Origin of the sequence: Blastococcus sp. LR1 (assembly GCF_020166105.1) — a bacterium.
Lineage (GTDB): Bacteria > Actinomycetota > Actinomycetes > Mycobacteriales > Geodermatophilaceae > Blastococcus.
Map to the genome: position 1 here is coordinate 430631 of NZ_JAIUJY010000004.1, position 24894 is coordinate 455524.

Here is a 24894-nt window from a genome sequence, read left to right on the forward strand (position 1 = left end):
CGGCCGGCCCCGAGCAGTCAGGGCCGGCCGGCCACACACCTTTCGTTAGAAATGCAGTAACGAGCCCCTGAAAGGGGTCACACCTTGCTCGACGTCAACTTCTTCGACGAGCTCCGCATCGGGCTGGCCACCGGCGATGACATCCGCCAGTGGAGCCACGGTGAGGTGAAGAAGCCCGAGACCATCAACTACCGGACCCTGCGTCCGGAGAAGGACGGTCTCTTCTGCGAGAAGATCTTCGGTCCCACCCGGGACTGGGAGTGCTACTGCGGTAAGTACAAGCGGGTCCGCTTCAAGGGCATCATCTGCGAGCGCTGCGGCGTCGAGGTCACTCGCGCCAAGGTGCGTCGCGAGCGGATGGGCCACATCGAGCTGGCCGCGCCGGTCACCCACATCTGGTTCTTCAAGGGTGTCCCGTCGCGTCTGGGCTACCTGCTCGACCTGGCGCCCAAGGACCTCGAGAAGATCATCTACTTCGCGGCCTACATGATCACCTCGGTGGACGACGAGGCGCGGCACCGCGACCTCCCGACCATCGAGGCCGAGATCAGCGCCGAGAAGTCGAACCTCGAGGGTGCGCGCGACGCCAACGTGGAGGCCCGCCAGCAGAAGCTGGAGGCCGACCTGGCCGAGCTCGAGGCCGAGGGTGCGAAGTCCGACGTGCGCCGCAAGGTGCGCGAGGGCGGCGAGCGCGAGATGCGCCAGCTGCGCGACCGCTCGCAGCGGGAGATCGACCGCCTCGACGAGGTGATGGACACCTTCCGCAAGCTCGAGGTCAAGCAGCTCATCGCCGACGAGAGCCTCTACCGCGAGCTGCGCGACCGCTTCGGTGAGTACTTCGAGGGCGGCATGGGCGCCGCGGCGCTGCAGAAGCTGCTCGCCGGCTTCGACCTCGACGCCGAGGCCGTCTCGCTGCGCGAGACCATCCGCAGTGGCAAGGGCCAGCGCAAGCTCCGCGCCCTCAAGCGGCTCAAGGTCGTCGCCGCGTTCCAGCAGACCCGCAACTCGCCCATGGGCATGGTGCTGGACTGCGTCCCGGTCATCCCGCCGGACCTGCGCCCGATGGTGCAGCTCGACGGTGGCCGCTTCGCGACCAGCGACATGAACGACCTGTACCGCCGCGTGATCAACCGGAACAACCGGCTGAAGCGACTGCTGGACCTCGGCGCTCCCGAGATCATCGTGAACAACGAGAAGCGGATGCTCCAGGAGTCCGTGGACGCGCTGTTCGACAACGGTCGTCGCGGCCGTCCGGTCACCGGCCCGGGCAACCGTCCCCTGAAGTCCCTGAGCGACCTGCTCAAGGGCAAGCAGGGCCGGTTCCGCCAGAACCTGCTCGGCAAGCGCGTCGACTACTCCGGCCGTTCGGTCATCGTCGTCGGCCCGCAGCTGAAGCTGCACCAGTGCGGTCTGCCCAAGCAGATGGCCCTGGAGCTCTTCAAGCCCTTCGTCATGAAGCGGCTGGTCGACCTCAACCACGCGCAGAACATCAAGTCCGCCAAGCGGATGGTCGAGCGCGCCCGCCCCGTCGTCTGGGACGTGCTGGAAGAGGTCATCACCGAGCACCCGGTCCTGCTGAACCGCGCGCCGACGCTGCACCGTCTGGGCATCCAGGCGTTCGAGCCCCAGCTGGTCGAGGGCAAGGCCATCCAGATCCACCCGCTCGTCTGCACCGCGTTCAACGCGGACTTCGACGGTGACCAGATGGCGGTGCACCTGCCGCTGTCGGCCGAGGCGCAGGCCGAGGCCCGGATCCTGATGCTGTCGTCGAACAACATTCTGAGCCCGGCCGACGGTCGTCCGATCACCGCGCCGACCCAGGACATGGTGCTGGGCCTGTACCACCTGACGACCCTGGTGGCCTCGCGCCACGAGGCCGACGGTGGCAAGCCCGCGGCGTTCGCCTCGGCTGCCGAGGCCCTCATGGCCTACGACATGGGTGCGCTGGGCCTGCAGGAGCGCGCGCTGATCCGCCTCGACGAGGTGTTCGGCGTCGACAACGGCAAGGCCAACGACGCGTGGTCGCAGCCCGAGGACTGGACTCCGGGTCAGCCCTCGATCGTCGAGACGAGCCTGGGCCGGGTGCTCTTCAACGAGGCCCTTCCCGAGGACTACCGCTTCGTCAACTACCAGGTGCCGAAGAAGGAGCTCGGGGCGATCGTCAACGACCTCGCCGAGCGCTACCCCAAGGTGCAGGTGGCGGCGACGCTGGACGCCCTCAAGTCGGCCGGCTTCCGCTGGGCGACCCGCTCGGGCGTCACGATCGCGATCGACGACGTCGTCACGCCGCCGGTCAAGCGGGACATCCTCGACCGGCACGAGGCCGAGGCGGCCAAGATCGAGAAGCAGTACGAGCGCGGCGTCATCACCGACGCCGAGCGTCGTGGCGAGCTCATCGAGATCTGGACCCGCGCTCGCGCCGAGGTCAGCCAGGCGATGGTGGACAACTTCCCCACCACGAACCCGGTCTGGGTCATGGTCAACTCGGGCGCCCGAGGCAACATGATGCAGATCAGCCAGATCGCCGGTATGCGAGGGCTCGTCGCCAACCCCAAGGGCGAGATCATCCCGCGGCCGATCAAGGCGAACTTCCGCGAGGGTCTGTCCGTGCTGGAGTACTTCATCTCCACGCACGGCGCCCGCAAGGGTCTGGCCGACACCGCGCTGCGTACCGCCGACTCCGGGTACCTCACCCGTCGTCTGGTGGACGTCTCGCAGGACGTCATCATCCGCGAGGAGGACTGCGGCACCGACCGCGGCGTGATCATGCCGATCGGCACCGTCGTCGACGGTGTGGTGACGCGTGACGCGCACGTCGAGACCAGCGTCTACGCCCGCGCCCTGGCCGCCGACGTGGTGGCCGAGGACGGGACGGTCATCGCCGAGGCGAACGCCGACCTCGGTGACGTTCTCATCCAGACGCTGATCGACGCCCAGGTGTCGGAGGTGAAGGTCCGCTGCGTGCTCACCTGTGAGTCGCTGCTCGGCACCTGTGCCACCTGCTACGGCCGCTCGCTCGCCTCCGGCAAGCTGGTGGACGTCGGCGAGGCGGTCGGCATCATCGCCGCCCAGTCGATCGGTGAGCCCGGCACCCAGCTGACCATGCGCACCTTCCACACCGGTGGTGTGGCCGGTGCGGACATCACGCACGGTCTGCCGCGTGTGGTCGAGCTCTTCGAGGCCCGCGTCCCCAAGGGCAAGGCCCCGATCGCCGAGCTGGCCGGCACCATCCGGATCGAGGACGGCGAGCAGTTCCGCAAGCTCACCATCACCCCGGACGACGGTTCCGAAGAGGTCGTCATCGACAAGCTGTCGCGTCGTTCGCGGCTGCGCATCGAGGACGGTCAGCACGTCGAGGTCGGCGAGCAGCTGACCGAGGGTGCTGTGGACCCGCACGAGGTGCTGCGGATCATGGGCCCGCGCGAGGTGCAGCTGCACCTCGTCCGCGAGGTCCAAGAGGTCTACCGCAGCCAGGGCGTGTCGATCCACGACAAGCACATCGAGGTGATCATCCGCCAGATGCTGAAGCGGGTGACCATCATCGACTCGGGCGCGACGGAGTTCCTGCCCGGTGCGCTGGTCGAGCGGACGCTGTTCGAGACCGAGAACCGCCGCGTCGTCGCCGAGGGCGGCGAGCCGGCCTCGGCCCGTCCGGTCCTCATGGGCATCACGAAGGCCTCGCTCGCGACCGAGTCGTGGCTGTCGGCCGCCTCCTTCCAGGAGACGACCAAGGTCCTCACCGACGCGGCGATCCAGGGGAAGAGCGACAGCCTGCTCGGCCTCAAGGAGAACGTGATCATCGGAAAGCTGATCCCGGCGGGTACGGGCATCAGCCGCTACCGGAACATCACTGTCGAGCCGACCGAGGAGGCGCGTGCCGCCGTCTACACCATGGCCGGCTACGACGACGGGCAGTACTACAGCCCGGACGTCTTCGGTCAGGGCACCGGCGAGGCCGTGCGTCTCGAGGAGTACGACTGGCGGGGCTGAGTCCCTCTAGCTAGGCAGTGACGAAAGGGCCCCCAGATCCGGGATCGGGTCTGGGGGCCCTTTCGTGTCCCGTCGCGCCGACGTGGGCCCCGGAAGGCTCCGCGCGGGCGTGACGCAGCGGCTCAGCGGGCTGGGGGACGCCTCCTGGCCGCGGTGTCGCCCGGTGGACGACAGATCACGGAGCGAGGCGCTTCATGGTCTCCACCGTCTTCAGGCGTCCCTCGCGGGTGCCGTCGAGGGGCTGCAGCATCAGCGTGGTGACGCCGGCCTCGGCGAACGCGGCGATCCGCTCGGCGACGTAGCCCTCGGAGCCGATGAGCGACGACGCCTTGACCAGCTCCAGCGGCACCGCGACGGCGGCCTCGTCCTTCTTGCCGTCGAGGTAGAGGTCCTGGATGGTCTTCGCCTCCGCTTCGTACCCGTAGCGGACGGCGAGGTCGTTGTAGAAGTTCTTGCCGCGGGCGCCCATGCCGCCGATGTAGAGGGCGAGTGCGGGGCGGACGAATTCGGCCAGCTGCTCGACGTCGTCGCCGATGGCGACCGGGACGCCCGTGATCACCTGCAGGTCACCCAGGGCGGCGTCGCGCTTGGCCTTGCCGGCGGCCAGCGAGTCGCCCCAGACGGACGCGGCCTTCTCCGGCACGAAGAAGATCGGCTCCCATGCGTCGGCGATCTCCGCGGCGAGCTCGACGTTCTTCGGGCCGAGCGCGGCCAGCATGACCGGGATCTGCTCGCGGACCGGGGTGTTGATGAGCTTCAGCGGCTTGCCCAGCCCGGTGCCCTCGCCGGCCGGCAGGGGGACGTTGTACTTCTTGCCCTGGTGGTCCAGCCGCTCCCGGCGCCACACCTGGCGGCAGATCTCCACGATCTCACGCGTGCGCTGCAGCGGGGCGTCGTAGGGGACACCGTGCCAGCCCTCGATGACCTGCGGCCCCGAAGCGCCCAGCCCGAGCGTGAACCGGCCGCCGGAGACGAAGTCCAGGCCGGCCGCGGTCATGGCCGTCAACGCCGGCGTGCGGCTGTAGATCGGGAAGATGGCGCTCAGCAGCTCCACCCGCTCGGTCACGGCGGCCAGGTAGCCGAGCTGGCTGACCGCGTCGAAGGTGTAGACCTCGGCGACGGCCGCGAGGTCGAGGCCCGCCGACTCGAGGTCCCGGATCTCCGCCGCCGTCTCCTGGAAACCGCCGCTGTAGCTGGCCTGGATGCCGATGCGCACATGCACTCCTCTGTGTCGCGGCACCACCGTTGGCGCCGTCCGAACGGTATCGGGCGGGCACGCGGCAGGGCGGGGGAGCTGCCACGGAGGCCGCTGGAGCGGTACCGTGCGCCGAGCGGTGACCGGCTCCCGGTCGACCTGTCGACGGGTGTGAGGCACCCGCCTTTGACCCGTTCAGACGGCACGGGTATCGTGGTCAGCCGTGCCCAGGGTGCCCTGGGCCTGCTCCCGTTCGCGGTGCGCCTGGGCGACCAGAGGGCCAAGCCCTCTGATCGCCGGGGACCATCCGCCGGGCCGCGTCTCACGCGGTGCCCGGAGGCTGGCGGCGCCGAGTCGCGAGGGGCAACCGAGTTCGGTCCTTCATCGGACCGGTCCCGGGGAGGGCGACACACCCGACCGCGTGGACCGGAGATGGAACACGGCCGGAAACGGGAAGGTTCCCCTCCGGGAGTCGGCACCCAGCACCACCAGCAGAGCTCAGGCAGTCGACATACCAAGACAGCACCACCCCAGCGCAGGTAGGAGATCAAGGCCACCCATGCCCACGATCAACCAGCTGGTCCGCAAGGGCCGCGAGGACAAGGTCACCAAGACCAGTACTCCGGCGCTGAAGGGTTCGCCCCAGCGTCGCGGAGTCTGCACGCGCGTCTACACGACGACGCCGAAGAAGCCGAACTCGGCGCTGCGCAAGGTCGCTCGCGTCCGCCTCACCAGTGGCATCGAGGTGACCGCCTACATCCCGGGCGTCGGCCACAACCTGCAGGAGCACTCGATGGTGCTCGTGCGCGGCGGCCGCGTGAAGGACCTCCCCGGCGTGCGCTACAAGATCATCCGCGGCTCGCTGGACACCCAGGGTGTCCGCAACCGCAAGCAGGCTCGTAGCCGCTACGGCGCGAAGAAGGAGAAGAGCTAATGCCTCGCAAGGGCCCCGCCCCGAAGCGTCCGCTCATCGCCGACCCGGTGTACCAGTCGCCGCTGGTGACCCAGCTGGTGAACAAGGTCCTGGTCGACGGGAAGCGTTCGGTCGCCGAGGCGATCGTCTACGGCGCCCTCGAGGGCTGCCGTGCCAAGAGCGACACCGACCCGGTCGTCACGCTCAAGCGCGCGCTGGACAACGTCAAGCCGTCCCTCGAGGTCCGCAGCCGCCGCGTCGGTGGTGCGACCTACCAGGTCCCGGTCGAGGTCCGCGCCTCCCGCAGCACGACGCTCGGCCTGCGCTGGCTCATCCAGTACAGCCGGGCCCGTCGCGAGAAGACGATGACCGAGCGTCTGATGAACGAGCTGCTCGACGCGAGCAACGGTCTGGGTGCCGCCGTGAAGCGGCGCGAGGACACGCACAAGATGGCCGAGTCGAACAAGGCCTTCGCGCACTACCGCTGGTGACGTCCGTCCACCAGCGCCCGCGGCCGGCGGGACGACCGGGCCACCCCCGGAACCCGCTCGCGGACCAGAACCAAGAGGAGAAGTAATGGCCAGCAACGAGGCCCAGCTCCGCAAGACCCGGAACATCGGGATCATGGCGCACATCGACGCCGGCAAGACCACCACGACCGAGCGCATCCTCTTCTACACCGGTATCACGTACAAGATCGGTGAGGTCCACGACGGCGCGGCCACGATGGACTGGATGGAGCAGGAGCAGGAGCGCGGCATCACCATCACGTCCGCCGCGACGAAGTGCTCCTGGAACGATCACGACATCAACATCATCGACACCCCCGGGCACGTCGACTTCACAGTCGAGGTCGAGCGGTCCCTGCGCGTGCTCGACGGCGCTGTCGCCGTCTACGACGGTGTGGCCGGCGTCGAGCCGCAGACCGAGCAGGTCTGGCGGCAGGCGGAGAAGTACGGCGTTCCGCGCATGTGCTTCGTCAACAAGCTCGACCGCACGGGTGCCGACTTCTTCCGCTGCGTCGACATGATGGTGGAGCGGCTCGGGGCCAACCCCCTGGTGCTGCAGCTGCCCATCGGTGCCGAGGCCGACTTCATCGGCGTCGTGGACCTGGTCCAGATGCGGGCGCTCACCTGGCGCGGCGAGACCAAGATGGGTGAGGACTACGCGGTCGAGGAGATCCCGGCCGAGCTCGCCGACCAGGCCGCCGAGTACCGCGAGAAGCTCCTCGAGAACATCGCGGACTTCGACGACTCGCTGATGGAGGACTACCTCGCCGGCGAGGAGATCGCTGTCGACCGGCTCAAGGCCGCCATCCGCAAGGCCACCATCGCCGGCCAGGTGAACGCCGTCCTGACGGGCACCGCCTTCAAGAACAAGGGCGTCCAGCCCCTGCTCGACGCGGTCGTCGACTACCTGCCCAGCCCGCTGGACATCGAGGCCATCGTCGGCACCGCGCTCGACGGCGAGACCGAGGTCCTGCGTCACGCGGACGAGGACGAGCCCTTCTCCGCCCTGGCGTTCAAGATCCAGACCGACCAGCACCTGGGCAAGCTCACCTACGTCCGCGTGTACTCCGGTCGCCTGGACGCCGGTTCTCCGGTGCTGAACAGCACCAAGGACCGCAAGGAGCGGATCGGCAAGATCTACCAGATGCACGCCAACAAGCGCGAAGAGCGCGATGGCGTCGGCGCCGGTCAGATCGTGGCGGTCAACGGCCTCAAGCAGACGACGACCGGTGACACCCTCTGCGACCCGCAGAAGCCGGTCATCCTGGAGTCGATGACCTTCCCCGCTCCGGTCATCTCGGTCGCCATCGAGCCGAAGACCAAGAGCGACCAGGAGAAGCTGGGCACCGCGATCCAGAAGCTCGCCGAGGAGGACCCGACGTTCCAGGTCCGCCTGGACGAGGAGACCGGCCAGACCGTCATCTCCGGCATGGGCGAGCTCCACCTGGAGATCCTGGTGGACCGCATGCGCCGCGAGTTCAACGTCGAGGCCAACGTGGGCAAGCCGCAGGTCGCCTACCGCGAGACGATCCGCAAGGCCGTCGAGCGCTACGACTACACCCACAAGAAGCAGACCGGTGGCTCCGGCCAGTTCGCGAAGGTGCAGATCGCCATCGAGCCGCTCGAGATGAGCGGCGACTCGGCGACCTACGAGTTCGAGAACAAGGTCACCGGCGGTCGCATCCCGAAGGAGTACATCCCTTCGGTCGACGCGGGCATGCAGGACGCGATGCAGTACGGCGTCCTGGCCGGCTACCCGATGGTGGGCGTCAAGGCCAGCCTGCTCGACGGCCAGTACCACGAGGTCGACTCCTCGGAGATGGCCTTCAAGATCGCCGGTTCGATCGCCTTCAAGGAGGCGGCGCGCAAGGCCAGCCCGGCCCTGCTCGAGCCGCTGATGGCGGTCGAGGTGACCACGCCCGAGGAGAACATGGGCGATGTCATCGGCGACCTCAACTCCCGCCGCGGGATCATCCAGGCGATGGAGGAGCGCTCCGGCGCCCGCATCGTCCGGGCCCTGGTGCCGCTGTCGGAGATGTTCGGCTACGTGGGCGACCTGCGCAGCCGCACCCAGGGACGGGCGAGCTACTCGATGGTGTTCGACTCGTACGCCGAGGTCCCGGCCAACGTCGCCAAGGAGATCATCGCCAAGGCGACCGGCGAGTAATCGGAATGCGGGCCCGCCGGCCCGCGCTCCAGCGAGCACAGCCCAACCCCCAGAGCACGCACCACCTGCGTAACCACGAGGAGAGGAACCCCCAGTGGCCAAGGCCAAGTTCGAGCGGACCAAGCCGCACGTCAACATCGGCACCATCGGGCACATCGACCATGGGAAGACGACGCTGACCGCGGCGATCACCAAGGTCCTGCACGACAAGTACCCGAACCTCAACGAGGCGTCCGCGTTCGACCAGATCGACAAGGCGCCCGAGGAGAAGGCCCGCGGCATCACGATCTCGATCGCGCACGTGGAGTACCAGACGGAGAACCGTCACTACGCGCACGTCGACTGCCCCGGGCACGCCGACTACATCAAGAACATGATCACCGGTGCCGCCCAGATGGACGGCGCGATCCTGGTGGTCGCCGCGACCGACGGCCCGATGCCGCAGACCAAGGAGCACGTGCTCCTGGCCCGCCAGGTCGGCGTTCCCTACATCGTCGTGGCGCTCAACAAGGCCGACATGGTCGACGACGAGGAGATCCTCGAGCTCGTCGAGCTCGAGGTCCGCGAGCTCCTCAGCGAGTACGAGTTCCCGGGCGACGACGTCCCCGTGGTCCGCGTCTCCGCGCTCAAGGCGCTCGAGGGCGACGCCGAGTGGGGCGACAAGCTCATGGAGCTCATGAACGCTGTCGACAACTCCATCCCGGAGCCGGAGCGCGAGATCGACAAGCCGTTCCTCATGCCCGTCGAGGACGTCTTCACGATCACCGGTCGTGGCACGGTCGTCACCGGTCGCGTCGAGCGCGGCATCGTCAAGGTCTCCGAGGAGATCGAGATCGTCGGTATCCGCGAGGGTTCGACGAAGACGACGGTCACCGGCGTCGAGATGTTCCGCAAGCTGCTCGACCAGGGCCAGGCCGGTGACAACGTCGGTCTGCTCCTCCGTGGCATCAAGCGCGAGGACGTCGAGCGCGGCCAGGTCGTGGTGAAGCCGGGTTCCATCACCCCGCACACCAACTTCGAGGCCTCGGTCTTCATCCTCTCGAAGGACGAGGGCGGCCGTCACACGCCGTTCTTCAACAACTACCGTCCCCAGTTCTACTTCCGGACGACGGACGTCACCGGTGTCGTCACGCTGCCCTCGGGCACCGAGATGGTCATGCCCGGCGACAACACCGACATGACGGTGGAGCTCATCCAGCCCATCGCCATGGAGGAGGGCCTGAAGTTCGCCATCCGTGAGGGTGGCCGTACCGTCGGCGCCGGCCGGGTCACCAAGATCCTCAAGTAACACCCCTGGACGGGCGGCGGCGTCACCCGCCCCCCCCCCGCCCAGACCCGGGCCTCGCGCCCGGACCCCGGGTCAGCAGACCCACTCGAACTTTCACAACCGATCGGCAGGAGCAGAAGACACCGATGGCGGGACAGAAGATCCGCATCCGGCTGAAGGCCTACGACCACGAGGCGATCGATGCCTCGGCGCGACGCATCGTGGAGACGGTCACCAAGACCGGAGCGCGTGTGGTCGGCCCGGTGCCTCTGCCGACGGAGAAGAACGTGTACGCGGTGATCCGTTCGCCGCACAAGTACAAGGACTCGTTCGAGCACTTCGAGATGCGCACGCACAAGCGGCTCATCGACATCCTCGACCCGACGCCGAAGACGGTGGATGCGCTCATGCGCATCGACCTGCCGGCTTCGGTCGACGTCAACATTCAGTAAGGGCAGTCAGCAGACATGGCGAGCACATTTCGCGGTCTCCTCGGCGAGAAGCTGGGGATGACCCAGGTTTTCGACGAGAACAACCGCCTCGTGCCGGTGACCGTCGTCAAGGCGGGCCCGTGTGTGGTGACCCAGGTGCGCACCCCCGAGGTCGACGGCTACAGCGCCGTCCAGCTCGGGTTCGGTGCGATCGACCCGCGCAAGGTGAACCGTCCCGAGGGCGGGCACTTCACCAAGGCGGGCGTGACGCCGCGGCGCCACCTGGTCGAGCTGCGCACGAACGACGCCGGCACCTACACGGTCGGCCAGGAGCTGACCGCCGACGTGTTCGACGGCGTGGCCAAGGTCGACGTCATCGGCACCAGCAAGGGCAAGGGCACCGCCGGCGTCATGAAGCGTCACGGCTTCAAGGGCCTCGGCGCGTCGCACGGTACCCACCGCAAGCACCGTGCACCCGGATCCATCGGTGGCGCGTCCACCCCGGGCCGCGTGTTCAAGGGCCTGAAGATGGCCGGTCGCATGGGTGCGGTCAAGACGACCACGCTCTCGCTGGTCGTCCACAAGGTCGACACGGAGCGCGGGCTCATCCTGATCAAGGGTGCCGTTCCCGGTCCGAAGGGTGGCCTCCTCCTCGTCCGTTCCGCGGTCAAGGGTGGCCCCGTGGGGAGTGAGACGAAGTGACCACGTCCATCAAGAGCAGCGAGACGCGCACCGACCGTCAGGTCGACGTCCGCACCCCGGCGGGGGAGACCACCGGCAGCGTGACGCTGCCCGGTGAGCTCTTCGACGCCAGCGCGAACGTGTCGCTGATGCACCAGGTCGTCGTGGCCCAGCTGGCCGCGGCCCGCCAGGGCACGCACTCGACCAAGACGCGGGCCCAGGTCAGCGGTGGTGGCGCCAAGCCGTACCGCCAGAAGGGCACTGGCCGCGCGCGTCAGGGCTCGACCCGTGCGCCGCAGTTCGCCGGCGGTGGCGTCGTGCACGGCCCGACGCCGCGCGACTACACGCAGAAGACCCCGAAGAAGATGAAGGCCGCCGCCCTGCGCGGTGCCCTCTCCGACCGGGCCCGCGAGGGCCGGGTGCACGTGGTCTCCGCGTTCGTCGACGGCGACGCCCCCAAGACCAAGGCCGCGCTGGCCACCCTGAACGCGATCACCCAGGCCAAGCGGGTCCTGATCGTGCTCGACCGGGACGACGTCCTGAACTGGGTCAGCCTGCGCAACGTTCCTGAGGTCCACCTGATCGAGGCGGGCCAGCTGAACACCTACGACGTGCTGGTCTCCGACGAGGTCATCTTCACCGAGGCTGCGCTGGCCGAGTACGTCGCCGGTCCGGCCAAGGGCAAGCACGCCGAGGTCGTCATCATCGAAGACACCACCGAGGAGAAGGCATGAGCGTCCGCGACCCCCGGGACGTCCTGCTCGCCCCGGTCATCTCCGAGAAGAGCTACGGGCTGCTGGACAGCAACCAGTACACGTTCATCGTGCTGCCCGAGGCCAACAAGACGCAGATCAAGATCGCGGTCGAGCAGATCTTCGACGTGAAGGTGCTCAGCGTGAACACGATCAACCGCCAGGGCAAGCGCAAGCGCAGCCGGGGCGCACAGATGGGCAAGCGCAAGGACACCAAGCGCGCCATCGTGTCGCTGGCCGCGGGCGACCGCATCGAGATCTTCGGGGGTCCGGGCGCCTGAGGCCCCGGATCTAACGGACCAGAGATAGAGGACTGAGTCAGCAATGGCTATCCGCAAGTACAAGCCGACGACGCCGGGCCGCCGCGGCTCCAGTGTCGCCGACTTCGCCGAGGTCACCCGCGACCATCCCGAGAAGTCGCTGGTCCGACCGCTGCACGGTCGTGGCGGGCGCAACGTGCACGGGAAGGTCACCGCTCGCCACCAGGGCGGCGGTCACAAGCGCGCCTACCGGCTGATCGACTTCCGTCGGGCCGACAAGGACGGCGTGCCGGCCAAGGTCGCGCACATCGAGTACGACCCCAACCGCACGTCGCGCATCGCGCTGCTGCACTTCGCCGACGGGGAGAAGCGCTACATCATCGCGCCGGCGAAGCTCAAGCAGGGTGACACCGTGGAGTGCGGCCCCGCGGCCGACATCAAGCCGGGCAACAACCTGCCGCTCCGGAACATCCCGGTCGGCACGGTGGTTCACGCCATCGAGCTCCGTCCCGGTGGTGGCGCGAAGATCGCCCGCTCCGCGGGTACCAGCGTCCAGCTGGTCGCCCGTGAGGGTCGTTTCGCCCAGCTGCGCATGCCCTCGGGCGAGATCCGCAACGTCGACGTGCGCTGCCGCGCCTCCGTCGGCGAGGTGGGCAACGCCGAGCAGTCGAACATCAACTGGGGCAAGGCCGGCCGTATGCGGTGGAAGGGCAAGCGCCCGACCGTCCGCGGTGTGGCCATGAACCCGGTCGACCACCCGCACGGTGGTGGTGAAGGCAAGACCTCCGGTGGTCGCCACCCGGTGAACCCGAACGGCAAGCCGGAGGGCCGGACGCGCAAGCGGAAGGCCAGTGACGCTCTGATCGTGCGCCGCCGGCGCGCCAACAAGAAGCGCTGAGCGGGAAGAGGAGTCCGACAGACATGCCACGCAGCCTGAAGAAGGGCCCGTTCGTCGACGACCACCTGCTCAAGAAGGTGGACGCTCAGAACGAAAAGGGCACCAAGAACGTGATCCGCACCTGGTCGCGTCGCTCGACGATCATCCCGGACATGCTGGGCCACACCCTCGCGGTGCACGACGGCCGCAAGCACGTGCCGGTGTTCGTGACCGAGGCGATGGTCGGGCACAAGCTCGGCGAGTTCGCCCCCACGCGCACCTTCCGTGGGCACATCAAGGACGACCGCCGCTCGCGGCGGGGCTGACCAGGTAGAGAGAGATTCAGATGACTTCCCAGTTGGGACAGGAGGCGCCGGTCGCCCGGGCTACGGCCCGGTTCGTCCGCGTGACTCCCATGAAGGCCCGCCGGGTGGTGGACCTGATCCGCTACCTGCCCACCGATGAGGCCCTGGCCCTGCTGCGCTTCGCGCCGCAGTCCGCCAGCGAGCCGGTCGCCAAGGTCGTCGCCAGCGCGGTGGCCAACGCCGAGCACAACCTGCAGCTGGACCCGGCTGCACTCGTGGTCAGCGCGGCCTACGTCGACGAAGGCCCCACGCTGAAGCGGATCCGTCCGCGCGCGCAGGGCCGGGCGTTCCGCATCAACAAGCGGACCAGCCACATCACCGTCGAGGTCAGCGAGGTCGCCACCAGCGACGTCCTCGCGCAGAAGTCGCGCAAGGCGCGCCGGGACACCGGCATGTCGGGCCCGGCCACGCAGCAGCCGAACAACACGAGGGGAGGGACCCGCTAGTGGGTCAGAAGGTCAACCCGCACGGGTTCCGACTCGGGATCACCACCGACTACAAGTCCCGGTGGTACGCGGACAAGCTGTACAAGGACTACGTCAAGGAAGACGTCGCGATCCGCAAGCTCATGTCCAAGGGCATGGAGCGGGCCGGCATCTCCAAGGTGGAGATCGAGCGCACCCGTGACCGGGTCCGCGTCGACATCCACACCGCGCGTCCGGGCATCGTCATCGGTCGCCGTGGCGCCGAGGCGGACCGCATCCGTGGCGAGCTGGAGAAGCTCACCGGCAAGCAGGTGCAGCTGAACATCCTCGAGGTCAAGAACCCCGAGTCGGACGCGCAGCTGGTCGCCCAGGGCGTTGCCGAGCAGCTCTCGAGCCGGGTCAGCTTCCGTCGTGCCATGCGCAAGGCGATGCAGTCCGCTCAGCGCAGCCCGCAGGTCAAGGGCATCCGGGTGCAGTGCTCCGGTCGCCTCGGCGGCACGGAGATGAGCCGCTCGGAGTTCTACCGCGAGGGCCGCGTTCCCCTGCACACGCTCCGCGCGAACATCGACTACGGCATCTACGAGGCCCGTACGACCTTCGGCCGCATCGGCGTGAAGGTCTGGATCTACAAGGGTGACGTCAGCGGCTCCCGCGCCGAGCGCGCCGCCCTCGAGGCGCTCGCCGACCGTCAGCAGCGCCGCGAGCGGGCCCAGCGCCCGCAGCGTCGTTCCGGTTCCTCCGGCACCACCGCCGGTGGCACCGAGGCCGGCCGCGCCGCCGCCGAGACGACGACCGGTCCCGTGGTCGACACGACCGAGGCCGTCGTGGCGCAGACCTCCGGCGAGGTCGCGCCCGAGCAGACCGTCGCCGAGGCGGCCGGTCCCGAGGCCACCGCGGCCGTCGAGACCGCTGCTGCCGAGGTCGCCGCTCCTGAGGCCACCGAGAACACGGAGAGCTGAGCCATGCTCATCCCACGGCGCGTCAAGCACCGCAAGCAGCACCACCCGAGTCGTTCGGGTCGGGCCAAGGGTGGCACCGAGATCAACTTCGGTGAGTTCGCGATCCAGGCTCTCGAGCCTGCCTACGTGACCAACCGCCAGATCGAGTCCGCCCGTATCGCCATGACCCGGCACATCAAGCGTGGCGGAAAGGTGTGGATCTCGATCTACCCCGACCGTCCGCTGACCAAGAAGCCCGCCGAGACCCGCATGGGTTCCGGTAAGGGTTCGCCCGAGTGGTGGGTGGCCAACGTCAAGCCCGGCCGCGTGCTGTTCGAGCTGTCCGGTGTCGCCGAGCCGGTGGCCCGCGAGGCCATGCGGCGTGCGATCCACAAGCTGCCGATGAAGTGCCGCTTCATCACGCGTGAAGGAGAAGTGTGATGGCCGCCGGTCTGACCGCTCCCGAGCTGCGCGAGCTCTCTGTCGATGAGCTCGCCGCGCGGCTGCGCGAGTCGAAGGAAGAACTGTTCAACCTGCGCTTCCAGGTGGCCACCGGCCAGCTGGACAACAACCGGCGACTGCAGACCGTCCGCCGCGACATCGCTCGGATCTACACGATCATGCGCGAGCGCGAGCTGGGTCTCTCCGTCGCCCCGAACGAGGGTGTGGCATGACCGAGACCCAGCAGTCGTCCGGCCCCGGCCTGGCCGGCCGTGGCTACCGCAAGGTCCGCGAGGGCCTGGTCGTCAGCGACAAGATGGAGAAGACCATCGTCGTCGAGGTCGAGGACCGCGTGAAGCACGGCCTATACGGCAAGGTCATCCGCCGCACGAGCAAGCTCAAGGCGCATGACGAGGCGGGCGTCGCCGGCATCGGCGACCGCGTCCAGATCATGGAGACCCGCCCGATGTCGGCCACCAAGCGGTGGCGGCTCGTGCAGGTGATCGAGAAGGCCAAGTAAGACCTGCGCCTGCGGCCCTTCGGGGCCGCGGTGCAGCCGTCCAGCAGCTGCGAGTAGGCTGGACGACTGGCACGCCCTCGGGTGTGCCGCATCCCGGTTCCTGTGCTTCGGACGCACCGGCGGCCTCTGCCGCCGGTGCGTCCGCACGCGGGTCCCGGACAGCCGGTTCACCGATCCGGTCCGGCTGTCACCACAAGTTTGGGGAGTAGGACGTGATCCAGCAGGAGTCGCGACTGCGAGTCGCCGACAACACCGGTGCGAAGGAGATCCTCTGCATCCGTGTGCTCGGTGGCTCCGGGCGACGCTACGCGGGCATCGGTGACGTCATCGTCGGCACCGTGAAGGACGCGCTGCCCGGCGCCGGCGTGAAGAAGGGCGACGTGGTCAAGGCCGTCGTCGTCCGCACGGTGAAGGAGCGCCGTCGTCCCGACGGTTCCTACATCCGCTTCGACGAGAACGCCGCGGTCATCATCCGCGACAGCGGCGACCCGCGCGGCACCCGCATCTTCGGGCCCGTCGGCCGGGAGCTGCGCGACAAGCGCTTCATGCGGATCATCTCGCTCGCCCCGGAGGTGCTGTGATCATGGCTCAGGCTGCCAGCGGGAAGACCCCGTCGATGAAGGTCAAGAAGGGCGACACCGTCCTCGTGCTGTCCGGCAAGGACAAGGGCGCGCAGGGTCGGGTCATCGCCGCCTACCCGAAGGACCAGAAGGTCCTGGTGGAGGGCGTCGGCCGGGTGAAGAAGCACACCCGGATCAGCTCCAACCAGCGTGGCGCCCAGCAGGGCGGGATCGTCACCCAGGAGGCGCGCATCCACGTGAGCAACGTGATGGTCGTCGACTCCGAGGGCAAGCCGACCCGGGTCGGCTACCGCAAGGACGAGGAAGGCCGCAACATCCGGGTCTCGCGGCGCACCGGTAAGGACCTCTGATCATCATGACTTCTTCTCAGGGGACCGCCCCCAACCGCGAGCTGCCCCGCATGCTCGCCCACTACCGCGAGGCCATCGTTCCGGCCCTGCAGTCGGAGTTCGACTTCGACAACGTCATGCAGATCCCGCGTCTGACGAAGATCGTCGTCAACATGGGCGTCGGCGAGGCCACCCGCGACGCCAAGCTGATGGACGGCGCCGTTCGTGACCTCACCGCGATCACCGGTCAGAAGCCGGCCGTCGTCCGGGCCCGCAAGTCCATCGCGCAGTTCAAGCTGCGCGAGGGCATGCCGATCGGCGCGAAGGTCACCCTGCGCGGCGACCGCATGTGGGAGTTCCTGGACCGGCTGCTGTCGCTGGCCCTGCCCCGTATCCGTGACTTCCGCGGGCTGAGCCCGAAGCAGTTCGACGGGCACGGCAACTACACCTTCGGGCTGAACGAGCAGTCGATGTTCCGCGAGATCGACGTCGACAAGATCGACCGTCAGCGCGGCATGGACATCACGCTCGTCACCACCGCCACGACCGACGAGGAGGGTCGTGAGCTGCTCCGCCAGCTCGGATTCCCCTTCGCCGGCCTGACCGTCGTGAACACGACCCGCTGAGCCGGGGCAGGAGAGACAGATGGCCAAGAAGGCTCTGATCAACAAGGCGGCCCGCAAGCCGAAGTTCGCGGTGCGCGGTTACACGCGCTGCCAGCGGTGCGGTCGCCCCCACTCGGTCTTCCGCAAGTTCGGCCTGTGCCGGATCTGCCTGCGGGAGATGGCGCACGCCGGGGAGCTCCCGGGCGTCAAGAAGTCCAGCTGGTGACCGACCCGGCTGCCCCCCGCGACGCGCTTCGCGAGCCGCAGGACCTGGCAGCCGGGCCGTTCCAGTAAGTCATCCACGCACCACCGATCGCCGAGAGGCCCAGCGCCAAGTCTCCGAGACCCAGCGCATGAGGAACCGCGGCGAGAGAGGCAACACCCGACATGACGATGACCGACCCCATCGCGGACATGCTCACGCGTCTCCGCAACGCCAACCAGGCGTACCACGACGCTGCGGTCATGCCGTCCTCGAAGCTGAAGACGCACATCGCGGAGATCCTCCAGCAGGAGGGTTACATCGCTGGCTGGACGGTGAGGGACGTCGAGAAGGACGGCTCCACCTTCAAGCAGCTGACCGTCGACCTGAAGTACGGCCCGAACCGTGAGCGGAGCATCGCCGGCGTCCGGCGCGTCTCCAAGCCCGGTCTGCGCGTGTACGCGAAGTCCACCTCGCTGCCCAAGGTCCTCGGCGGGCTGGGCGTGGCGATCATCTCCACGTCGACCGGGCTGCTGACCGACAAGCAGGCGAACAAGAAGGGCGTGGGTGGGGAAGTCCTCGCCTACGTCTGGTAAGGGGCGAACGACAATGTCACGGATCGGACGACTCCCGATCGCCGTGCCCAGTGGCGTCGACATCGCGATCGACGGCCAGACCGTGAACGTGAAGGGCCCCAAGGGGAACCTGAGCCACACGGTCGCGGCCCCGATCACCGTCGAGCGCGACGAGGACGGCACGCTCAAGGTGCTGCGCCCCAACGACGAGCGGCAGAACCGCGCCCTCCACGGGCTCTCGCGGACCCTGATCGCCAACATGATCACCGGCGTCACCGAGGGCTACACGAAGACCCTCGAGATCGTCGGCGTCGGTTACCGCGTCCAGGCGCGCGGCTCGGACCTCGAGTTCGCCCTGGGCTTCAGCCACCCGGTTCCCGTGAAGGCGCCCGAGGGCATCACCTTCGCCGTCGAGTCCCCGACCCGCCTGCGGGTCAGCGGTATCGACAAGCAGCTGGTCGGCGAGGTCTCAGCCAAGATCCGCAAGATCCGCAAGCCCGACCCGTACAAGGGCAAGGGCGTGCGGTATCAGGGCGAGGTCATCAAGCGCAAGGTCGGGAAGACGGGTAAGTGATGGCTCAGGCAGAGAAGGCCGTTCGGGTCCACAAGCCCGTGGGCACCGACATCAGCACGGCGCGGCGCACTTCGCGTCTTCGCCGTCACAACCGGCTGCGCAAGCGGGTCTCCGGCACGCCGGAGCGTCCCCGCCTGGCGGTCAAGCGCAGCTCGCGTCACATCCACGTGCAGCTGATCGACGACACCGTCGGTCGCACGGTGGCCAGCGCCTCGACGATGGACGCCAGCCTTCGTGGCGCCGAGGGCGACAAGAGCGCCCAGGCCCGCAAGGTCGGGGGCCTGATCGCCGAGCGCGCCAAGGCCGCCGGCATCGCGGCGGTCGTCTTCGACCGCGGTGGCAACCGTTACGCCGGGCGCATCGCCGCTCTGGCCGACGGTGCCCGCGAGGGTGGGCTGGACTTCTGATGACCACCCACCCCACCAGCACGAGCAAGCAGATCGAGAGGGACGTCTGATGCCAGGACCACAGCGACGCGGCGGCGGCGCCGGCGCCGCCGGCGGTAACGACCGCCGCGACCGCCGCGACGGCGGTCGGGGCCCCGGAGGCGCGCCCGCCGAGAAGAGCAACTACATCGAGCGCGTCGTGGCCATCAACCGCGTGTCCAAGGTCGTCAAGGGTGGTCGTCGCTTCAGCTTCACCGCCCTGGTGATCGTGGGCGACGGCGACGGCACCGTCGGTGTCGGCTACGGCAAGGCCAAGGAGGTGCCCGCGGCGATCGCCAAGGGTGTCGAGGAGGCCAAGAAGCACTTCTACAAGGTGCCTCGCATCGCCAGCACCATCCCGCACCCGGTGCAGGGTGAGGCGGCCGCCGGTGTCGTGCTCCTGAAGCCGGCCAGCCCGGGTACCGGTGTCATCGCCGGTGGTCCGGTGCGCGCCGTGCTCGAGTGCGCGGGCATCCACGACGTGCTCTCGAAGAGCCTCGGTTCCTCGAACCCGATCAACATCGTGCACGCGACGATGCAGGCGCTGAAGGACCTCGTCCGCCCCGAGGAGATCGCGGCTCGCCGCGGTCTGCCGCTCGAGGACGTCGCCCCCGCCGCCATGCTGCGTGCCCGTGCGGGTCAGGGGGTCTGAGATGGCTCAGCTCAAGGTCACCCAGATCAAGTCCGCGATCGGCACCAAGCCCAACCAGCGCGAGACGCTGCGCTCCCTGGGCCTGAAGCGGATCAACGACTCGGTCGTCCAGGAGGACCGTCCCGAGATCCGCGGGATGGTCGCTACGGTGCCGCACCTGGTCACCGTCGAAGAGGTCTGAGGAAAGACTCGCTATGACTCTGAAGGTCCACCACCTGCGCCCCGCCCCGGGCGCCCACACCGCCAAGACCCGCGTGGGTCGTGGTGAGGGCTCCAAGGGCAAGACGGCCGGTCGCGGTACCAAGGGCACCGGCGCGCGTGGCAACACCCACGCGCGGTTCGAGGGTGGGCAGACCCCGCTGCACATGCGGCTGCCCAAGCTCTCGGGCTTCAAGAGCCCCAACAAGGTCGTGTTCCAGGTCGTCAACCTCGACCGGATCGCGGCGCTCTTCCCGCAGGGCGGTTCGGTCAACCCGGACACGCTCGTCGAGGCCGGCGCCGTCCGTCGTGGTCACCCGGTCAAGGTGCTCGGCACCGGCGACCTCAGTGGCGTGAAGGTCGACGTCCAGGCGCACGCCTTCTCCACGTCCGCAGCCGACAAGATCGGCGCGGCCGGGGGCAGCACCACCGTTCTCTGAGGCACCCTCGACCCCCGGGACGCACTGCGTCCCGGGGGTCGACGGCTGCATTGCTAACCTCGGCCGACCGAACTAGGGGAGGGCACGTGCTGCAGGCGTTCGCCGCGGCGTTCCGGACGCCAGATCTCCGGCGCAAGCTGCTGTTCTCCCTGGCGATCATCGCCGTGTACCGGTTGGGCGCCGCTGTGCCCGGGCCGGGCGTCTCCGTGGAGGCGATCAACAGCTGTCTGGAGCAGGCGCAGGCCTCCGACCAGCGGGACATCTACTCCCTGGTCAACCTGTTCTCCGGCGGCGCGCTCCTGAAGCTCTCCGTCTTCGCGCTCGGCATCATGCCGTACATCACGGCCAGCATCATCGTGCAGTTGCTGGTGGTCGTGATCCCGCGGTTCGAGCAGCTGAAGAAGGAAGGGCAGTCGGGTCAGGCCAAGCTGACCCAGTACACGCGCTACCTGACGATCGCTCTCGCGGTCCTGCAGAGCACCGGGATCATCGCCCTCGCACGCAGCGGTCAGCTCTTCCCGAACTGCAGCGAGTCGATCATCCCGTCGAACTCCGTCTGGGCCACCGTCATCCTGGTCGTGGCGCTGACCGCCGGCACCGCCCTCGTGATGTGGCTGGGCGAGCTGCTGACCGAGAAGGGGATCGGCAACGGCATGTCCGTGCTGATCTTCACCTCGATCGCCGCCCGGATCCCGGCCGAGGGTGGCGCGATCCTCCAGTCCCGCGGCGGCCTGGTCTTCGCCGTCGTCTGCGTGATCGCGGTGCTGATCATCGGGACGGTCGTCTACGTCGAGCAGGCGCAGCGACGGATCCCCGTGCAGTACGCCAAGCGGATGGTCGGGCGCCGCATGTACGGGGGCACCTCGACCTACCTGCCGCTCAAGGTGAACCAGGCCGGCGTCATCCCGGTCATCTTCGCCTCCTCGCTGCTGTACCTGCCCCAGCTGGTCACCCAGCTGCAGGGCAGCGAGACCGGCGCCGTGCGCCGCTTCTTCGAGAACTACGTCATCGACCAGAGCAGCCCGGTCCACGTGGCGATCTACTTCGGCCTGATCGTGTTCTTCACGTACTTCTACGTGTCGATCACGTTCAACCCGGAGGAGCGCGCGGATGACATGAAGCGCTACGGCGGTTTCATCCCGGGCATCCGCCCGGGGCGGCCCACGGCCGAATACCTGCAGTACGTGCTCTCCAGGATCACCCTGCCCGGGTCGATCTACCTGGGTACGGTGGCTGTCCTGCCGAACCTGTTCCTCTCGCTCACGCAGCCAGGGCAGAACCAGAACTTCCCGTTCGGCGGTACCGCGGTCCTGATCATGGTCGGAGTGGGGTTGGAGACGGTGAAGCAGATCGAGACGCAGCTGAATCAGCGCAACTACGAAGGGTTCCTGAAGTAGTGCGCATCGTCCTCCTGGGCCCCCCCGGAGCGGGCAAGGGCACCCAGGCGAAGGTCATCTCCGACAAGCTCGGTGTCCCGGCGATCTCGACCGGCGACATCTTCCGCGCGAACGTCAGCGGGCAGACCGAGCTGGGCCTGCAGGTCAAGACGTACCTGGACGCCGGCAACCTCGTCCCCGACGAGATCACCGTCGCCATGGTCAAGGACCGGCTCGCCCAGCCCGATGCCGAGACGGGCTTCCTGCTGGACGGATTCCCGCGGAGCATTCCGCAGGCCGAGCAGCTCCGGGACTCCCTCGCCGACCTGGGCCACAAGCTGGATCGCGTCGTCGAGCTCGTCGTCGAGGAGGACGAGCTGGTCCGACGGCTCTCCGGCCGGCGCATGATCGTCGATGGCAAGGAGACCCAGCGCGACGACGACAAGCCCGAGACCGTGCGGCACCGGCTGAACGTGTACCGGGAGCAGACCGCGCCCGTGGCCGGGTTCTACGAGGGCGAAGGCCTGCTGAGCCGGATCGACGCGATCGGTTCGGTCGAGGAGGTCACCGCCCGGGCGATGAATGCCCTGGGTGCGGACGACGACGGCGATGCCGGGCAGTCGGCTGCTGTCTGAGCAGCCGGCCCCCGGGCCCGTGAAGGGACAGCACGGCAGATGACTGCAGGCATCCTCGGTCGCCTCCCGCTGCTGGCGAAGTGGAGTGGACGCATGATCCAGATCAAGACGGCACACGAGATCGAGCTCATGCGGGCCTCGGGGCTGATCACCGCGGGCGCGTTGAAGGCGGTCAAGGCCGCCGTCGCGCCAGGGGTCAGCACAGGGGAGCTGGACGCCGTCGCCGAGGACTACATCCGGTCCCACGGGGCCGTGCCCAACTTCCTCGGCTACCACGGCTTCACCGGCACCATCTGCGCCTCGATCAACGACGAGATCGTGCACGGGATCCCGAACCCCGAGCGCCGCCTCGCGGCCGGCGACAACATCTCGATCGACTGCGGCGCCATCCTGAACGGCTGGCACAGCGACTCCGCCATCACCGTGACGGTGGGGGAGCCCTCTCCGGAGGACGCCGCCCTCCTCGAGGTGACCGAGCGCTCCATGTGGGCGGGCCTCGCGCGCGCGGTGGCCGGTGGCCGGCTGACCGACATCAGCCACGCCGTCGAGGAGTCGATCCGCTCGCACGAGCACGACTACGGCATCGTCGACCACTACGGCGGCCACGGCATCGGCACCGAGATGCACCAGGACCCGCACGTCCTCAACTACGGGCGTCCGGGTCGCGGTCCGAAGCTGGTGCCCGGTCTCGCGCTGGCGATCGAGCCGATGGTGACGGTCGGCGACCCGTCCACGGCCGAACTCGACGACGGCTGGACGGTCGTCACCAAGGACGGCTCGCGCGCCGCGCACTTCGAGCACAGCGTCGCCATCACGCCGGAAGGCCCCTGGGTCTTGACGGCGGAGGACGGTGGCGTGGCGGGTCTCGCCCCGTTCGGGGTCACCCCCCGCCAGTAAAAGGACCCCCGTTCGCCCCACCACTCGCTCCGCTCGTGGCGGGACCCTGAACGGGGGCCGTTCCAGCGCCTCACCAGGGAGTCGGCACCGTCACTACGGGGGCGGGTTGGTGACGCGTGGGACGCCGGGGTACTCTCTTCGATGGCGCTAGCGCCGTTTCGTCGTCGTGCTGTGGCCGCATGACCCGAGACGCCCTCTGCGAAAGCGCCTGCACCACCTGTTCTGCAATCACCGAGTACGTCCTGCCGGGTTCGGGCATGGGCGCACGAGGATCCAGTACCACCGAGTCAGGGAGCGCGTCTTAGGCATGGCGAAGAAGGACGGGGCCATCGAGGTCGAGGGTCGCGTCGTCGAGCCGCTGCCCAATGCGATGTTCCGGGTCGAGCTGCAGAACGGGCACCGGGTGCTCGCCCACATCAGCGGCAAGATGCGGCAGCACTACATCCGCATCCTGCCCGAGGACCGCGTGGTCGTGGAGCTCTCGCCCTACGACCTGACGCGCGGTCGCATCGTCTACCGCTACAAGTAACCGCTCGGACCGTGCAGCTGCCGCAAGGCAGAGCGCGGCGGGCGCACGATCCGAGGAAATGAGGGGCGGCACCGGTGAAGGTCCAGCCGTCGGTGAAGAAGATCTGCGACAAGTGCAAGGTGATCCGCCGGCACGGCCGGGTCATGGTCATCTGCGACAACGCCCGGCACAAGCAGCGCCAGGGCTGAGGGAGTACCTGAACATGGCACGACTGGCTGGCGTCGACCTGCCCCGCGAGAAGCGGATGGAGATCGCGCTCACCTACATCTATGGCATCGGCAAGCACCACGCCAAGGAGGTCCTTGCGGCGACGGGCGTCAGCCCGGACCTGCGCGCCAAGGACCTCGGCGACGAGGACCTGCTGAAGCTCCGCGACTACATCGACGAGCACTTCCGCGTCGAGGGTGACCTCCGCCGTGAGGTGGCCGCCGACATCCGCCGCAAGGTGGAGATCGGTTGCTACCAGGGACTGCGGCACCGCCGCGGTCTCCCGGTGCACGGTCAGCGCACCAAGACCAACGCGCGCTCGAGCAAGGGCCCGCGCAAGACCATCGCGGGCAAGAAGAAGGCCCGCTGACCCAGGCGTGACGGCGCGCCGCCCCAGGTCCGAGAGGGCCGGACCGGCGGAGCGCCCCAGCCGAACCGCCTCTGCGCGCACATCACCGCGGAGGCAACCGCACCACCCAGGCCACGAACACAGACTCAGACCGGAGAGACATGCCTCCCAGGGCTCGCACTGCGGCCGGCGCCAAGAAGGTCCGCCGCAAGGAGAAGAAGAACGTCGCCCACGGCGCCGCGCACATCAAGAGCACGTTCAACAACACGATCGTGTCGATCACCGACCCCAACGGCAACGTGATCAGCTGGGCCTCCGCCGGCCACGTCGGCTTCAAGGGCTCGCGCAAGTCCACGCCGTTCGCGGCGCAGATGGCTGCCGAGAACGCCGCGCGCAAGGCGCAGGAGCACGGCATGCGCAAGGTCGACGTCTTCGTGAAGGGCCCTGGGTCCGGTCGCGAGACGGCCATCCGCTCCCTGCAGGCCACCGGCCTCGAGGTCGGGCAGATCCAGGACGTGACGCCGCAGCCGCACAACGGCTGCCGGCCCAAGAAGCGCCGCCGGGTCTGACCGGTCACTGACGAGACGAA

Annotated in this window: 33 protein-coding genes and 1 pseudogene; 33 read left to right on the forward strand and 1 reads right to left on the reverse strand. The window is 68.5% G+C overall.

The features are described from left to right. The first annotated feature begins 84 nt into the window (after positions 1-84). Entirely contained in the window at positions 85-3990 is a 3906-nt protein-coding gene (locus LBW97_RS14020; RefSeq protein ID WP_224499978.1) for a DNA-directed RNA polymerase subunit beta', read from the forward strand. Positions 3991-4165: 175 nt separating this feature from the next. Here the strand turns inward: LBW97_RS14020 and LBW97_RS14025 are convergent, their stop codons facing one another. Further along, complete coding sequence (locus tag LBW97_RS14025; RefSeq protein ID WP_224499979.1) at positions 4166-5206, reverse strand: LLM class F420-dependent oxidoreductase; 1041 nt, start codon at positions 5204-5206, stop codon at positions 4166-4168. Positions 5207-5744: 538 nt separating this feature from the next. On the opposite strand from LBW97_RS14025, the gene rpsL reads away from it, so the two are divergent. From rpsL to rpsK, 32 genes and pseudogenes are all read left to right on the forward strand, one after another. Next, positions 5745-6119, forward strand: a complete 375-nt coding sequence (rpsL, locus tag LBW97_RS14030) for a 30S ribosomal protein S12 (protein ID WP_224499980.1) — start codon at positions 5745-5747, stop codon at positions 6117-6119. Continuing rightward, on the forward strand, positions 6119-6589 hold the full coding sequence (gene rpsG / locus LBW97_RS14035; RefSeq protein ID WP_224499981.1) for a 30S ribosomal protein S7: 471 nt from the start codon (positions 6119-6121) through the stop codon (positions 6587-6589). The genes rpsL and rpsG overlap by 1 nt, the downstream gene beginning before the upstream one ends. An 85-nt stretch (positions 6590-6674) precedes the next feature. Further along, a complete protein-coding gene (gene fusA, locus LBW97_RS14040) occupies positions 6675-8774 on the forward strand; it encodes an elongation factor G (protein WP_224499982.1) in 2100 nt (699 codons plus the stop codon). 94 nt (positions 8775-8868) lie between these two features. After that, positions 8869-10062: an elongation factor Tu gene (gene tuf, locus LBW97_RS14045; RefSeq protein WP_224499983.1), complete on the forward strand. Its 1194-nt coding sequence runs from the start codon at positions 8869-8871 to the stop codon at positions 10060-10062. A gap of 125 nt (positions 10063-10187) precedes the next feature. After that, on the forward strand, positions 10188-10493 hold the full coding sequence (gene rpsJ / locus LBW97_RS14050) for a 30S ribosomal protein S10 (RefSeq protein WP_014377994.1): 306 nt from the start codon (positions 10188-10190) through the stop codon (positions 10491-10493). 15 nt (positions 10494-10508) lie between these two features. After that, complete coding sequence (gene rplC / locus LBW97_RS14055; RefSeq protein ID WP_224499984.1) at positions 10509-11174, forward strand: 50S ribosomal protein L3; 666 nt, start codon at positions 10509-10511, stop codon at positions 11172-11174. Next, entirely contained in the window at positions 11171-11887 is a 717-nt protein-coding gene (rplD, locus tag LBW97_RS14060) for a 50S ribosomal protein L4 (protein WP_308010474.1), read from the forward strand. Before rplC ends, rplD begins: the two co-directional genes overlap by 4 nt. After that, the gene (gene rplW, locus LBW97_RS14065) at positions 11884-12186 is read left to right on the forward strand and encodes a 50S ribosomal protein L23 (RefSeq protein ID WP_224499985.1); all 303 of its coding nucleotides are present in this window, start codon (positions 11884-11886) and stop codon (positions 12184-12186) included. The genes rplD and rplW overlap by 4 nt, the downstream gene beginning before the upstream one ends. Before the next feature lie 43 nt (positions 12187-12229). Further along, positions 12230-13063 (forward strand): 50S ribosomal protein L2, encoded by an 834-nt coding sequence (gene rplB, locus LBW97_RS14070; RefSeq protein ID WP_224499986.1) that lies wholly within the window; start codon positions 12230-12232, stop codon positions 13061-13063. A 23-nt stretch (positions 13064-13086) separates the two neighbouring features. Beyond that, on the forward strand, positions 13087-13368 hold the full coding sequence (rpsS, locus tag LBW97_RS14075) for a 30S ribosomal protein S19 (protein WP_029340037.1): 282 nt from the start codon (positions 13087-13089) through the stop codon (positions 13366-13368). 20 nt (positions 13369-13388) lie between these two features. After that, a pseudogene (rplV, locus tag LBW97_RS14080) lies at positions 13389-13742 on the forward strand (50S ribosomal protein L22); the annotation flags it as partial. Between the two features lie 110 nt (positions 13743-13852). Next, positions 13853-14791 carry a 30S ribosomal protein S3 gene (gene rpsC, locus LBW97_RS14085; RefSeq protein ID WP_224499987.1) on the forward strand — a complete coding sequence of 313 codons (939 nt, stop codon included), beginning with the start codon at positions 13853-13855 and terminating at the stop codon, positions 14789-14791. Positions 14792-14794: 3 nt separating this feature from the next. Next, positions 14795-15211, forward strand: coding sequence for a 50S ribosomal protein L16 (gene rplP, locus LBW97_RS14090; protein WP_104523783.1), 417 nt, complete (start codon positions 14795-14797; stop codon positions 15209-15211). Beyond that, positions 15211-15444 carry a 50S ribosomal protein L29 gene (rpmC, locus tag LBW97_RS14095; protein WP_089336468.1) on the forward strand — a complete coding sequence of 78 codons (234 nt, stop codon included), beginning with the start codon at positions 15211-15213 and terminating at the stop codon, positions 15442-15444. Before rplP ends, rpmC begins: the two co-directional genes overlap by 1 nt. Then, the gene (gene rpsQ, locus LBW97_RS14100; protein WP_224499988.1) at positions 15441-15731 is read left to right on the forward strand and encodes a 30S ribosomal protein S17; all 291 of its coding nucleotides are present in this window, start codon (positions 15441-15443) and stop codon (positions 15729-15731) included. The genes rpmC and rpsQ overlap by 4 nt, the downstream gene beginning before the upstream one ends. Before the next feature lie 212 nt (positions 15732-15943). Then, complete coding sequence (rplN, locus tag LBW97_RS14105) at positions 15944-16312, forward strand: 50S ribosomal protein L14 (RefSeq protein ID WP_091929103.1); 369 nt, start codon at positions 15944-15946, stop codon at positions 16310-16312. 35 nt (positions 16313-16347) lie between these two features. Further along, a complete protein-coding gene (rplX, locus tag LBW97_RS14110; RefSeq protein ID WP_104523805.1) occupies positions 16348-16662 on the forward strand; it encodes a 50S ribosomal protein L24 in 315 nt (104 codons plus the stop codon). 50 nt (positions 16663-16712) lie between these two features. After that, positions 16713-17267 carry a 50S ribosomal protein L5 gene (gene rplE, locus LBW97_RS14115; RefSeq protein ID WP_224500143.1) on the forward strand — a complete coding sequence of 185 codons (555 nt, stop codon included), beginning with the start codon at positions 16713-16715 and terminating at the stop codon, positions 17265-17267. A 19-nt stretch (positions 17268-17286) separates the two neighbouring features. Next, entirely contained in the window at positions 17287-17472 is a 186-nt protein-coding gene (locus LBW97_RS14120; protein WP_091981751.1) for a type Z 30S ribosomal protein S14, read from the forward strand. A 161-nt stretch (positions 17473-17633) separates the two neighbouring features. Then, entirely contained in the window at positions 17634-18044 is a 411-nt protein-coding gene (gene rpsH, locus LBW97_RS14125) for a 30S ribosomal protein S8 (RefSeq protein WP_224499989.1), read from the forward strand. A gap of 13 nt (positions 18045-18057) precedes the next feature. Continuing rightward, complete coding sequence (rplF, locus tag LBW97_RS14130) at positions 18058-18597, forward strand: 50S ribosomal protein L6 (protein ID WP_224499990.1); 540 nt, start codon at positions 18058-18060, stop codon at positions 18595-18597. Next, positions 18597-19004, forward strand: coding sequence for a 50S ribosomal protein L18 (gene rplR, locus LBW97_RS14135; protein ID WP_255601017.1), 408 nt, complete (start codon positions 18597-18599; stop codon positions 19002-19004). The genes rplF and rplR overlap by 1 nt, the downstream gene beginning before the upstream one ends. 49 nt (positions 19005-19053) lie before the next feature. Then, the gene (gene rpsE, locus LBW97_RS14140; protein WP_224499991.1) at positions 19054-19674 is read left to right on the forward strand and encodes a 30S ribosomal protein S5; all 621 of its coding nucleotides are present in this window, start codon (positions 19054-19056) and stop codon (positions 19672-19674) included. A 1-nt stretch (position 19675) separates the two neighbouring features. Then, a complete protein-coding gene (gene rpmD, locus LBW97_RS14145; RefSeq protein ID WP_224499992.1) occupies positions 19676-19855 on the forward strand; it encodes a 50S ribosomal protein L30 in 180 nt (59 codons plus the stop codon). 19 nt (positions 19856-19874) lie between these two features. Beyond that, positions 19875-20312 carry a 50S ribosomal protein L15 gene (gene rplO / locus LBW97_RS14150; protein ID WP_374490034.1) on the forward strand — a complete coding sequence of 146 codons (438 nt, stop codon included), beginning with the start codon at positions 19875-19877 and terminating at the stop codon, positions 20310-20312. An 86-nt stretch (positions 20313-20398) separates the two neighbouring features. Continuing rightward, entirely contained in the window at positions 20399-21709 is a 1311-nt protein-coding gene (secY, locus tag LBW97_RS14155) for a preprotein translocase subunit SecY (RefSeq protein WP_224499994.1), read from the forward strand. After that, the gene (locus tag LBW97_RS14160) at positions 21709-22323 is read left to right on the forward strand and encodes an adenylate kinase (protein ID WP_224499995.1); all 615 of its coding nucleotides are present in this window, start codon (positions 21709-21711) and stop codon (positions 22321-22323) included. Before secY ends, LBW97_RS14160 begins: the two co-directional genes overlap by 1 nt. Positions 22324-22416: 93 nt before the next feature. After that, on the forward strand, positions 22417-23220 hold the full coding sequence (gene map / locus LBW97_RS14165) for a type I methionyl aminopeptidase (RefSeq protein ID WP_224499996.1): 804 nt from the start codon (positions 22417-22419) through the stop codon (positions 23218-23220). Positions 23221-23527: 307 nt separating this feature from the next. Then, complete coding sequence (gene infA, locus LBW97_RS14170) at positions 23528-23749, forward strand: translation initiation factor IF-1 (RefSeq protein WP_012950459.1); 222 nt, start codon at positions 23528-23530, stop codon at positions 23747-23749. A 74-nt stretch (positions 23750-23823) separates the two neighbouring features. Continuing rightward, a complete protein-coding gene (gene rpmJ, locus LBW97_RS14175; protein ID WP_012950458.1) occupies positions 23824-23937 on the forward strand; it encodes a 50S ribosomal protein L36 in 114 nt (37 codons plus the stop codon). Positions 23938-23951: 14 nt separating this feature from the next. Next, complete coding sequence (gene rpsM, locus LBW97_RS14180; protein ID WP_104523773.1) at positions 23952-24326, forward strand: 30S ribosomal protein S13; 375 nt, start codon at positions 23952-23954, stop codon at positions 24324-24326. A gap of 140 nt (positions 24327-24466) precedes the next feature. Then, entirely contained in the window at positions 24467-24874 is a 408-nt protein-coding gene (gene rpsK, locus LBW97_RS14185; protein WP_026857037.1) for a 30S ribosomal protein S11, read from the forward strand. Positions 24875-24894: the final 20 nt, after the last annotated feature.